This is a genomic window from Thalassotalea sp. PP2-459 (genome assembly GCF_001913705.1).
Lineage (GTDB): Bacteria > Pseudomonadota > Gammaproteobacteria > Enterobacterales > Alteromonadaceae > Thalassotalea_C > Thalassotalea_C hakodatensis.
The window spans coordinates 30584-42272 of sequence record NZ_MKQD01000037.1 but is presented as its reverse complement, the minus strand read 5'-3'; the positions used below and the strand labels follow the sequence as shown (position 1 = coordinate 42272).

Annotated in this window: 13 protein-coding genes; 2 read left to right on the top strand and 11 right to left on the bottom strand. The window is 38.2% G+C overall.

Annotated elements, in window-relative coordinates:
* Positions 1–344: 344 nt before the first annotated feature.
* The 6 genes from BI291_RS08235 to BI291_RS08210 all read right to left on the bottom strand — a co-directional run bounded on the left by BI291_RS08235 (position 345) and on the right by BI291_RS08210 (position 6405).
* Positions 345–1403, bottom strand: coding sequence for an ABC transporter ATP-binding protein (locus BI291_RS08235; protein ID WP_074498219.1), 1059 nt, complete (start codon positions 1401–1403; stop codon positions 345–347).
* A 5-nt stretch (positions 1404–1408) separates the two neighbouring features.
* Positions 1409–3028, bottom strand: coding sequence for an iron ABC transporter permease (locus BI291_RS08230; protein WP_254849548.1), 1620 nt, complete (start codon positions 3026–3028; stop codon positions 1409–1411).
* Positions 3025–4038 (bottom strand): Fe(3+) ABC transporter substrate-binding protein, encoded by a 1014-nt coding sequence (locus BI291_RS08225; protein ID WP_083601968.1) that lies wholly within the window; start codon positions 4036–4038, stop codon positions 3025–3027. The genes BI291_RS08230 and BI291_RS08225 overlap by 4 nt, the downstream gene beginning before the upstream one ends.
* Before the next feature lie 227 nt (positions 4039–4265).
* Positions 4266–4742, bottom strand: a complete 477-nt coding sequence (locus BI291_RS08220; protein ID WP_074498217.1) for a hypothetical protein — start codon at positions 4740–4742, stop codon at positions 4266–4268.
* 116 nt (positions 4743–4858) lie between these two features.
* Positions 4859–5923 carry an energy transducer TonB gene (locus tag BI291_RS08215; protein ID WP_074498214.1) on the bottom strand — a complete coding sequence of 355 codons (1065 nt, stop codon included), beginning with the start codon at positions 5921–5923 and terminating at the stop codon, positions 4859–4861.
* A gap of 20 nt (positions 5924–5943) precedes the next feature.
* The gene (locus BI291_RS08210; RefSeq protein WP_074498211.1) at positions 5944–6405 is read right to left on the bottom strand and encodes a GNAT family N-acetyltransferase; all 462 of its coding nucleotides are present in this window, start codon (positions 6403–6405) and stop codon (positions 5944–5946) included.
* A gap of 197 nt (positions 6406–6602) precedes the next feature.
* Here BI291_RS08210 and BI291_RS08205 point away from each other — a divergent pair, with 197 nt between their 5' ends.
* Positions 6603–7688, top strand: coding sequence for an aldose epimerase family protein (locus BI291_RS08205; RefSeq protein ID WP_175573094.1), 1086 nt, complete (start codon positions 6603–6605; stop codon positions 7686–7688).
* Positions 7689–7787: 99 nt separating this feature from the next.
* Here the strand turns inward: BI291_RS08205 and BI291_RS18680 are convergent, their stop codons facing one another.
* The 4 genes from BI291_RS18680 to argR form a co-directional block, all read right to left on the bottom strand.
* Positions 7788–7919: a hypothetical protein gene (locus tag BI291_RS18680; protein WP_303046029.1), complete on the bottom strand. Its 132-nt coding sequence runs from the start codon at positions 7917–7919 to the stop codon at positions 7788–7790.
* A gap of 12 nt (positions 7920–7931) precedes the next feature.
* Positions 7932–8258, bottom strand: coding sequence for a helix-turn-helix domain-containing protein (locus tag BI291_RS08200; RefSeq protein WP_074498205.1), 327 nt, complete (start codon positions 8256–8258; stop codon positions 7932–7934).
* Positions 8259–8283: 25 nt separating this feature from the next.
* Complete coding sequence (locus BI291_RS08195; protein WP_074498203.1) at positions 8284–8721, bottom strand: hypothetical protein; 438 nt, start codon at positions 8719–8721, stop codon at positions 8284–8286.
* A gap of 168 nt (positions 8722–8889) precedes the next feature.
* On the bottom strand, positions 8890–9360 hold the full coding sequence (argR, locus tag BI291_RS08190; RefSeq protein WP_074498200.1) for a transcriptional regulator ArgR: 471 nt from the start codon (positions 9358–9360) through the stop codon (positions 8890–8892).
* Between the two features lie 158 nt (positions 9361–9518).
* On the opposite strand from argR, the gene BI291_RS08185 reads away from it, so the two are divergent.
* The gene (locus BI291_RS08185; RefSeq protein WP_083601967.1) at positions 9519–10385 is read left to right on the top strand and encodes a polysaccharide deacetylase family protein; all 867 of its coding nucleotides are present in this window, start codon (positions 9519–9521) and stop codon (positions 10383–10385) included.
* A gap of 9 nt (positions 10386–10394) precedes the next feature.
* On the opposite strand, the gene BI291_RS08180 is transcribed toward BI291_RS08185, so the two are convergent.
* Positions 10395–11570 (bottom strand): acyl-CoA dehydrogenase, encoded by a 1176-nt coding sequence (locus BI291_RS08180; protein WP_074498195.1) that lies wholly within the window; start codon positions 11568–11570, stop codon positions 10395–10397.
* Positions 11571–11689: the final 119 nt, after the last annotated feature.

Genomic DNA, 11689 nt, shown 5'->3' with positions numbered 1-11689 from the left:
CTGTAGTTTTAAAATATTAAAACTACAATTCCTTTTTAATACCAAGTTCAATCACACCTTTGCTTTATCATTACGATCAAACAACCAACTAGTTAAAACAACCTAACTAATTGATTAAAGTGGACAAAAAATACAAACCACTTAATGTATACAATATATCGTATATCCAAAAGGTAGCAGTAAGTAATAAAATTGTAAATAAATATTAATAAACATCGTCTATGGAATACTAAAAGAGTACGAGTTCAGCTTGGGATAAAAACGGGAAAAATCAGGGATATTGTTGATAGTAATTATATGAGTCGAACTAACTAGTAGGATTTACGTAAGATAATCTCAATTTATCAATAATTACTTTTCGGACACGCGAATAACTGATAAGAATGCGGTGTCAACGTTAATGCTATAGTTTGTCCTACAGCTAATAAAGTGTCGCTATAGAAACTAAGATCGTCAAATGATAAATCGTCATCTTGAGTAATGCTACTTAACGTATAGCGATAGCCTTGTTCGGTAAAAGATACATGTTTAACCACACAGTTTGGTGCTGTAGAAGATAAGGTTAAGTGCTGCGGCTTTACCAATATGACTTGTTGTTGCTCGTTAATATTCGTGTTTTCAATGTTAGTTATCTCGCCGAGCGCAGTAAATACTTTGTCGCCATTACGCGTGATTGGTAGCCAACTGCCAATTTGTAAAAAGTCAGCCACATGCCAACTTTTTGGCTGATCAAAAACTGCCCTAGGTGTACCGTATTGAATAATATTCCCTTGATGTATCAAAGCGATTTTGTCGGCAAAAGAGAACACTTCATCTTTGTTATGAGTGACGAAAATAGCACTAATATTTAAGGACTTGAGTAACGCACGTAATTCAATCATTAAGCTATTTCGTAATCTCGTATCAATATTTGAAAAAGGTTCATCTAATAACAAAATTGAAGGTCTAACCGCTAATGCTCGTGCAATTGCTACACGCTGTTGTTGGCCTCCAGACAATTGATGAGGGTATTGTTGTTCCTGCTCCGTTAATTTTAATAACGTTAATAATTCATCAATACGTTGTTGCTGTGCTTGTTTTGGCAATTTGCTGATACCAAATGCAATATTTTCTCTGACAGTCAAATGTGGAAACAATGCATAATCTTGAAAGATAACTCCTACATTACGCTTTTCAGCTGGCACAACTTGTGATGCGGTAATCGTAACACCGTCAATTTTTAATTGTCCTTTAGTAAAATCAACAAAGCCTGCAATCGCGTTTAACAAGGTTGTTTTCCCACAACCGCTTGGGCCAACCAACCCTAAAATTTCACCTGAATAGAGCGAAAAGTTCACATCAGAAAGTATATGTTTTTGTTGTAGATCAACGGATAAGTGTTGAACTTTTAATATTTCACTCAACGGTATTACTCTTTTTTATTAAGTACGATAATAGGTAATAAACCAAATAGTACGATGAATAAAGCGCCTATGGCCCCTTGCTCTAACCTTTCATCTGAAATCATTTGGTATACTTGGGTACTTAGTGTATCAAAATTAAAAGGTCGTAAAACCAAAACAGCAGGTAACTCTTTCATTGCTTCAACAAACACTAATAGCCAAGCTACCATGATGGAGGATTTTAATAACGGTAAATGTACTTTGAATATACTCCGCCATTTACTCACGCCTAAACTAGCAGGCGCCAGATCCAAAGATTTAGGGATTTTAGTAAGTCCGCTAGCAATAGTACCATTTGCAATTGCGGCAAAACGTGTCACTAATGCAAAAATAATGGCAAATAGGCTTCCAGACAACAGCAGCCCAGGCGTAGGTATTTCAAACCATTTTGCAACATCGTTCAGCCAATGATCTAACGGACCAAACGTAGCTAACATAGCCATTGCTAATACGGTTCCTGGTACAGCATAACCAAAGCCAGAAACTTGTAGTGGTATTGCACAATTTTTTACACCACTTAATCGGCGATATAACCCTAACAACACAGCTATCAATGTTGCCATTGTTGCAACATAAATCGATACCTCTAAACTATTCAAACCTGCCTGCCATAGACCCGCTAAGCTTGTTTGCTCAAAATACTGAACCGCCATATCGACTAATAAAATAAAGGGTAGAAGAAACCCTGCAAACACCAGAAACCAACAATAGATCCCTCCTATGATATGTTGACGGGTTGTCAGTGAAATACGCGCCTTACTGGTTTGTTTATCTTTTGATTGGTGTCGTTGATGAGCCCTTGCTCGATACTCTGCAGCTACCGTTAACAGCACCATAACCATCAAAATACTCGCGAGGGCGTTGGCAGTTGATAATTCGCCATACTCCAACCATGTATCGTAAATTGCGGTTGTTAACGTATTAACTGCGAAATACTGCACCGTTGCAAAATCAGCCAAGGTTTCCATTAATACAAAGCTAGCTGAAATAGCAATTGCCGGTCGAGCGAGCGGGAGTGTAACCTTGAAGAAGCATTGACGTGAACTCAGGCCCAATGAACGAGCCGCCTTCACAAGTTGTTGATCTTGATACTCAAACGCTGTTCTTGTCAGCATATACACATAGGGAAACAACACTAAGGCGATCATCACTGCTGCCCCTGTTAAGGTTCTTAAATCAAAAAACCAATAGTCCGCTGGAGATTGCCAAGAAAAAAGAGCACGTAAATAGCGCTGTATAGGTCCCGCATAATCAAATAAATCAGTATATAAATAAGCAATTACATAGGCGGGCATTGCAAGCGGTAATAACAGTAACCAACGAAGTACACCGCGTGTTTTTAGATTCGTTAAGCTAATTAAAGCAGCACTAGGCACACCAAATAAGATGACAAGCACAACCACGTACACTGCTAACAATACAGTGTTTAATACATAATCAGGTAAAACAGTTCGCCATAAATGTAAAAAGGTATCGCTATTAGCTGCGATACCTGAAAAAAACATTACTGCAATTGGCGTCATTAACGCCAATGCAATTAGCCAACTTGTTGAAGACCAAGCAGGATATTTAACGCGAGTGATCACAAATCAAATTTAGCCTGATCTAGCAAAGATATTGCTGCTTTACGATGTTTTGCAATAGTAGTTAACGGTAGATCATCCGCTTTATAATTTCCCCAAGACGCAACCAACTCTGCTAATGGCACACCTTTTCTCACTGGGTACTCCATATTAGCTTCAGCATACATTTGCTGCGCTTGTTCTGAAATCAAAAATTCCATCAACGCAAGGGCGTTTTCACGGTTTGGTGCATGTTTTGCCATGGCTACACCCGAAATATTGATATGTGCGCCACGGTTATTTTGGTTAGGAAAATTAATATTAACCGCGTCAGCCCATACTTTTTGCTCTTGGTTGGTTAACATTTTTCCGAAATAGTAACTGTTACCTAAACTTAAATCACATAAGTTTTGGTGAATAGCTTGAACCTGACCACGGTCATTACCTTGAGGCTTTCTCGCTAAATTTGCTTTAAAACCATTTAACCATTCAAGTGTTTTCTGCTCACCATGTTCTGCTATCATCGATGCAACTAACGCAACTGTGTATGGATGCTTACCACTACGGGTACAAATTCGCCCTTGCCATTTAGGATCTGCAAGATCTTCATAATTTACGTTGATATTACCTAAGCGTTTCGAAGAGTATATATTTCTAACACGTGTTGTTAACGCAAACCAAGTATTATCATTCGCTTGAAGGTGAGCAGGAACATTCGATTCCAACACAGTTGATGAAACAGGTTGTATTAAATCTTTATCTTGTAAGGCAATTAATCGGCTGATATCGGTTGTTAATAAAACATCTGCCGGGCTATGTTCACCTTCACGCGCTAACCGTTCCGCCATCCCTTTTTTTGCAAATACAACATTGACTTTAACCCCTGTTTTTTGCGTAAACACATCAAAAAGTGGTTTTACCAAGTTAGCTTGCCGATACGAGTAAACATTTACTTCCTCACTAGCATGAACGAAGGTAAACGGTAAAAAGCAACCCGCTAATACCGTAAATTTTATCAGGGTGTTTTTTAACATAACAAGGTCTCAACAAATACTGGAAAAATGAATGCAGCAAGACTAATCAGATTAGCATGGTGAGTCAAGGTTTCTGAGAATTATTCTCATTTACTAACGTTGTATCACCATTTATTTTTGAATAACCATCATAGTATTGCCAATAAGCAAAAATATTGATCTCAATAGGATTAATTTTGACTAGGGTCTGTTGATGTTAAAAATTATGCAAACCGTATAATGTTAACTTACTTTGCTTTCTCAGCTAATACGGCTATCACCTCTGGCGACAAAGATTGTGAAGATAAATATTGTTTACCTTTATCGGTTTCTAATACCCAACCTTTCTCAGTCATTTTAATACCGTTGATATCTTGCCAAGCAGTATGTTGTTTGACACCCGTTAATGTGGTGGTAAAACCACGGTGATCTACGGTTAAATGTACCGTATTATTGGCCGCTTGACTCCACATTTGTCGGGTGATCCACCACGGCTTTTTGTATTTAACACTTAACGCTTCAACTAACCCCAAAATAAACAAAAACCAAGCGGCATAAGGCAAAATATCAGTAATCAGAATCAAAATTGCACCTATGCCGCTTAAAAGCATCGCTTTGCGGTACTTTTGCCAACCCTGCTCTTGTTGAGAAGACTGTTCAAAACATTCGGTATAATACGCTTTATCTAATTTATATTGCGTTTGAAAAAACAAATTGCCTGACATAGTAGTTACTTACATATTTTATTAGCGTTATTTTACCCATTGGCTGATTATTAAAACAATACTTTTTAATCACCCACTGTCATTTGCTGTTATAACAAACAAGCAGAAGTTAACCTTTACGCTTCGTTAGCTGATTCAGATAACTCGACAAAATCAAACGTAGTCCCTGATTGACCATATAAAATAACACTACATCCTTGCCAATTTTCAGGTATTTGCCACGTAGATTGCTCATTCACAGTGTAGGTATGGTATTTATTAGCACAACGCACGTCCATTTTAGTCAGTAACCCAGAAACATTAACTATCGAAAAATTATTACGAACAGGGGTAAAATTCCAAAACGGTGCTTGATGTAACACCCCTTTGACCAAGATCGTTTTGTCACTCTTAATGGTATTGTGAATATTTTGCTCAAGTTGTTGGTAAGTTAACTTTTGCTGCTCGTTTAACGACATTGCTGTTAAGTTATCTAAAAAGCTTAACGCTTTAGTTAACTGATTTAATTGCACAGCAAGTACGAGTTTATTATGCGTTATCGCTAATTTATATTGTGCGCCTTTGTCTTTACCGTAGTTAAACTGAATTTTTGATAAATACGTGAGCTGTAATTGCTTATTATCAGTTGCTTCATTGTATTTTGCTTTGAGCAAATTCAATAAATTGCTTTCAGACGCATAGCGATTATTAAACGACGACATTTCTTCGATATACTGCTCAACAGCCGTTATTTTCTTTTCTTCTAACGCCTCTAGTGCTAGGCGATATTTTTTCATAAAACGTCGACGAACGCCATCTTCCTCAGCTTTTGAAGACATTTTAAAATCAAGCTGAACAGTATTGACGCAACGTTGAATAGGTTCGCCATTTTCCATTGCGGGTTTATATTTCCAATGTTTTATTGCTTTTAAAGACTCCTGTTCGAAATCTTTGCTGCCGGATGAATCCAATTTCACGATGTTTGAAACAGATCCATTTTTTTCGATCACAAAACTAAATGTCGCCCAACCCGTTCTTCCTTGTCTGGCAGCAGACATAGGATATTTAGGGTTGACGCGTTTAATAGGTATTGGTGCCTCAACTGTGCTCAAATGTGTTGCTAAGGCTTGATTTTCTGCTTGACTCGCCTGTACAAACCACGTTGTAAACATTAACACGATTGTTGTTTTTATACTTTTCATAATTACATCCTTGTTAAGAGTTAGATAACCTTTCTCATATCAATTAAATGGGGTACAAAACCAAACTTTTCATAAGCGCGCATTGCGGGTTCATTTTGTGCAAACACATCTAAATGCAATATATTAACCCCTTGCGATATCGACCACTCTTCTAGGTATTGTAAAACCTGTTCAGCCACCCCTTTTCCACGAAGCGTTGGCGCAACATAAATGAATCCGATATAGCTCAAAAATCGATGCTGTAAATAAGGTTTTGCAGCTTTAAGTTTGGCATAACCGCTGGCTACGATTTGCCCTTGCAATGTGGCGACAATTAATACACTTTCATCACTCTTAATCAATTCATCAAGATTGTAATAGGTAACGGGTTCAGGTTTGAATTGGTTTTCAAACGGACGCTCTGCAGCTATCACACCTTGCTCTAACGTCTGTAATATTGGGATATCATCTTGGGTAGCAACACGAATGTTGAGTCCTTTCATAACAACTTCTTATCAATTTTTTTTATAGCGCTAAGCTTCCCAAACAATAAGAATAATTGCAACCTGAGAATATCAATAATAGTAGTCCCCTAAAATACCAAAATACATTTTAAAAAATTGATTTATCAGCAAATACTTGCACCTAGCTTTTACATAGATAAGATATCACAGTAGTATCATCAAAAATGGAGACATGTGTGACCGGTATTTTTAGCGATTCAAGCATTACTGAACAGCCTTTTGGTACATTATTATCAGGTGAATCAGCTACGCTATACACCTTAACAAATAAGCAAGGCATGCAAGTTAACATCACCAATTATGGTGGTATTATTGTGTCTATTTTCACCCCCGACATTACAGGGCGTCTTGCCGACATTGTACTTGGTTACGATAACGTGGCAGATTACGAGCAAGATACTTATTACCTTGGTGCCATTATTGGTCGATATGCTGGAAGAATTGCCGAAGGTAAAATATCGCTTGATGGAAAACAATATCAACTAGCGTTAAATGCTCCAGACAGCCAATTACACGGTGGTCCGCATGCTTTAAACAAAAAGCTATGGCATGCAGTTGCTAAGCACGAACACCAAAACACCAGCTTAACGTTAAGCTATGTTAGCCCGGATGGTGAAAATGGTTACCCTGGTAATGTCACGATTAAGGTGGTTTACACTCTTGACGATCACAATACACTGTCTGTTGAATATTTCGCTGAAACCGACGCAACTACATTGCTCAATTTAACCCAGCATAGTTACTTTAATTTAGCAGGACATAACAGTGGTTCAATAGCGCAGCATCAAGTAGCAATTAATGCTGATCACTTCTTGCCTATGACGCCAACCGCTTACCCCACAGGGGAAATTTGTGAGGTATCAGGAACAGTACAAGATTTTCGTCAATTAACCTCCTTAAGTAAACATATTGACGGCGATGATGAACAAGTACAAATAGCGAAAGGTTTTGATAATTATTGGTTGGTAAACCCAGATGCTCAAACAGGTGAACATTACATAGCGAAAGTTGTAGATCCAGCCTCCGGAAGAACCCTTACCTTGTATAGTGATCAGCCAAGTGTCATTTTATACACAGCAAATTATATTGACGGAAGTCACACAGGAAAAAACAACAGTCGTTATCAACAACGTGCAGCTTTATGCTTAGAGCCACAACGAGCGAACAACATGAAAACAGGTGCTGACATTAACAATACCTTGTTAACCCCCAACACACCTTTTTATAGTAAATCACGGTATGTTTTTTCAATCGAAGCGTGATAGCGATTAGAAGTAAAAAGCCACCTTCATAGGAGGTTGTTTAAAATTGACAATAAAAAAGCAGCCTAACAGCTGCTTTTTTGTACTAACTAGGTTTGTTTATAACAACCTTGCTAAAGCACTACCGATAACAATACCACTAGCGAATAAAAAAATAACGGCACTGATGCCTCCTAAGGTTGCTAATGCAGATTGCTCTGCTGCAGTTAAAGATTTCCACCATGTTTTCATAATGACCTCTTACTAAACTAAATTTTGCACGAGAATAGTGACCAGTACACCGACGACAAGACCGCATACACCCGCTAATACAAGCGCTTTACGCTTATGTTGAGGTGTAATATCGACAACGTGCTCTACGACTTCGATTTGGCTCGTAAGATCTAATAACGTCGCTTGCTCTTGCTCAAATACTGAGGCTAATGCCATTAACGTCTCTTTCGAACTATTGCCATACCTTTCTACACGCTGAATGGTTCGTAGACTAACACCACAGGCATCTGCTAAATGTTGCTGTGTCCACGATTTATCAGTACGGAGCTGTTTTATTTTTTTTGCACTTATATCCATGTATAGCCTCTACTTGCAAACGTGTTCACAAAAACAACTTATTCATTATTTCAACACTCATATACCCTATTACGCCTCCCAATAAACCACAGAGCAGTAGCCAAGGTATTACTTTTTTATCTTTAAGTTGATAGTGTTTTTTAAGCACTTGTTTTTGCGTTGCTACATGTGTGCCATCAGCAATTAGAGTACAATGCACTTCACCGATTAATATCTTTGCCATGGTAACTTCAACTTCAACCATTCGATTGGCAATAGTTAACGCATGACAAGATTTCCGGCGTAAACTTCGCTGAGACAATATCAATTCATCATTTACATAGATGTTCTCTTTTCCCGATAGTGCTGAGCAATGCACATGGATGCGTTGTTCATCTAAGATGAAATGGAAATGGTAGCCATCTCGATAACCAACTTCTTGCATTGATTCATTCATATCCGTTTGGAGTTTTTCATTATTCATTTGATATCCTGTTGTTAATTCACTTCGAGAGCAAGTACATCACAAGCAAGTAAAATGGTCTGCGACATGCTTATGACAGGACAAGAATCTGACATATGACACTTAGTGTCACATTCTATATTCAATTGAAATTAAAGCAAAAAAAAAGCGCTGAGCGCTTTTTTAATATTAAACGTCAAGTAAACGCTTTATATCTTCGGTGGTTTGATCGATTCTTTTGACATCTATCGGTGCAATAAAAATAGTATCATCACCCGCTAAAGTACCTAAAATACCTGCAGACTCTCCCATGCTGTCTAGCATACGAGAAATGAGTGGTGCACCGCCAATGCCTGTTTTAACAATAATTTGCATGTTGTTGTGTTTTACACTGGCAACCACAGATTGAATCGCTTGACGAGATTTTGGAATAGCTAATTCATCAGGAAGAATATAGACCACTTGATCGCTAGCGTTACGCATTTTAACGGCGCCAAGTTTAGATAACAAACGCGAAATTTTAGCTTGAGACATATTTTTAAAGCCTTGCTCAGCAAGTGCCGCTGCAAGTTGACCTTGAGAGCCGTAACATTGCTCTTTTAATAAACTTTTAAAGGCTATAATTAATTCAGCTTCATTTTTCTTGCGTATAGATGTCATTATCTGTCTTTGTTCAAGTAAGTGTATTAGCGAATATTTTAACGACTTTTTAGCGTTAGTCCTATCTTTTATTCATTCTTTTTGTAGTTTACACCTCTTACAAAGGCTGAATACTCCCTAGCTTGATAAATATAAATATTATAAAACCATGAATATTTATGCAGCCAGATTGTAATGACCCCGTGCTTACTTTAAGGTATATAAAATCATTGCTTTTTAACCGTCTCTATATGAACATGCGCTTTACTCTTTTAGCTGTGCTTTTATTGCTGTTCAGCTGCCAACAAATACCAGCGATTAATGAAAAATCAGAACCTTCTCACATAAGACGCGCAGAGCCTTCAAACTTTGGTGTACATGAACATCGAGCTAAAACGTTCCCTCAGCATTATATATTAGAAGGTCGTTACACAAATAAAACCGTTTCGCTTACCTTTGATGATGGCCCTTCGCACCATACCATCGCGTTGCTAAAGATACTCAAAAAACACCGAATTCACGCAACGTTTTTTATGCTGGGTGATCAAATGCAACAATATCCTGACATTGTTACTCAAGTGCTCAACGACGGTCATGAAATTGCAAATCATTCATGGGATCATGACGATATGCTCAATTACCCTAATCTTGATGAATTTTGGCGTCAGCAAATCAATAAACAACGCAAAATCAGTCAGTCTATTTCGGGTAAAACACCACTATTATTTAGGCCTCCTTTTGGCCGAATTTCTGATCAACAAGTGCAATTCCTTGCCGAGCGTAATATTAAAACCATTATCTGGTCGATAGACACTCAAGACTGGAATGAAAAAACAAATTCAGTTACCAATTTAGTGAGCTCTGCAACTGAATTTATGCACCCAGAAGCGATCATTCTTATGCATGATGGTGGCGGAAATCGTAAAAACACCATTAACGCTTTAGACAACATAATTTCACACTACCTGGCAAACAATTATACCTTCGTCACCGTTTCAACGTTGCTTAACACGCCTGCCTATGAGAATGATCTGATCAACGAATAATATTCCATATTAATAAAACGCTTGTATACCTGTTTGCGCACGGCCTAAAATTAACGCGTGCACGTCATGTGTGCCCTCGTAAGTATTCACAGCTTCTAAATTCATCATATGGCGAATGACATGATATTCATCAGCAATGCCATTACCACCGTGCATATCCCTAGCGGCACGAGCAATATCTAATGCTTTACCACAAGAGTTTCGTTTTACTAACGAAATTGCTTGTGGTGCTAATTGTTGGCTATCCATTAAACGACCCGTTTGTAAAACAGCAAGCAAAGCTGTGGTAATGTCAGTTTGCATATCGGCTAGTTTTCTTTGAATTAACTGTGTTGCTGCTAATGGTTTACCAAATTGCTCACGATCTAATGTATATTGTCTGGCCGCGTGCCAGCAAAATTCAGCGGCGCCTAACGCTCCCCAAGCAATACCAAAACGTGCTTTATTTAGACAACCAAAAGGGCCTGAAAGTCCAGAAGCTTTTGGCAGCATTTGTTGCTCTTCAACAAACACATTGTCCATGATAATTTCACCCGTGCTTGATGCCCGTAATGAAAACTTACCGTCTATTTTAGCCGTTGAAAGCCCTGGCATGCCTTTTTCTAAAATAAAACCCTTAATGTCGCCAGCAAGCTTAGCCCAAACAATAAAAACATCAGCGATTGGGGCATTTGTGATCCACATTTTGTTACCCGTAATACGGTATCCACCAGATACTTTTTCAGCTCTGGTTGTTAAACTTGCAGGGTCAGATCCAGAATTAGGCTCAGTTAATCCGAAGCAGCCTATCATTTTTCCAGTTGCAAGCTGTGGTAAATATTTTTGCTTTTGAGCTTCATTCCCATAAGCAAAAATAGGATGCATCACCAGTGAAGACTGCACGCTCATAGCGCTGCGGTAACCACTATCAACCCGCTCAATTTCGCGAGCAATTAAACCATAACTGACATTATTTGTTTCTGCGCCACCATATTTTGCAGGTAAGGTACATCCAAGTAATCCAAGTTCACCCAATTCTTGCATAATACTCACATCGAAAACTTCGTTGCGATTTGCCTGCAAAATTCTAGGCATTAATGACTTTTGGCAATATTGTTGCGCAGTATCACGAATCAGCCTCTCTTCCTCAGAAAGCATCGCATCAAACAGTAACGGATCTTGCCAATTAAAACATGGTGTATTCATGCTAAATCTCTCTTTTAGAGCTATTACAACTCAGTGTGCATTCCAATTTACAACGTAAGGTTACGCAAACGTTCATTAAAGGTAAAATATAGTTTTTATCTAACTGCTATAGCTTTAAA

Bases quoted from the DNA above. Each gene is read 5' to 3' on its own strand.
- argR (WP_074498200.1), bottom strand. From the start codon at position 9,360: ATGACATCTATACGCAAGAAAAATGAAGCTGAATTAATTATAGCCTTT.
- BI291_RS18680 (WP_303046029.1), bottom strand. From the start codon at position 7,919: ATGAAAACATGGTGGAAATCTTTAACTGCAGCAGAGCAATCTGCATTA.
- BI291_RS08225 (WP_083601968.1), bottom strand. From the start codon at position 4,038: ATGTTAAAAAACACCCTGATAAAATTTACGGTATTAGCGGGTTGCTTT.
- BI291_RS08195 (WP_074498203.1), bottom strand. From the start codon at position 8,721: ATGAATAATGAAAAACTCCAAACGGATATGAATGAATCAATGCAAGAA.
- BI291_RS08215 (WP_074498214.1), bottom strand. From the start codon at position 5,923: ATGAAAAGTATAAAAACAACAATCGTGTTAATGTTTACAACGTGGTTT.
- BI291_RS08220 (WP_074498217.1), bottom strand. From the start codon at position 4,742: ATGTCAGGCAATTTGTTTTTTCAAACGCAATATAAATTAGATAAAGCG.
- BI291_RS08185 (WP_083601967.1), top strand. From the start codon at position 9,519: ATGCAGCCAGATTGTAATGACCCCGTGCTTACTTTAAGGTATATAAAA.
- BI291_RS08180 (WP_074498195.1), bottom strand. From the start codon at position 11,570: ATGAATACACCATGTTTTAATTGGCAAGATCCGTTACTGTTTGATGCG.
- BI291_RS08210 (WP_074498211.1), bottom strand. From the start codon at position 6,405: ATGAAAGGACTCAACATTCGTGTTGCTACCCAAGATGATATCCCAATA.
- BI291_RS08200 (WP_074498205.1), bottom strand. From the start codon at position 8,258: ATGGATATAAGTGCAAAAAAAATAAAACAGCTCCGTACTGATAAATCG.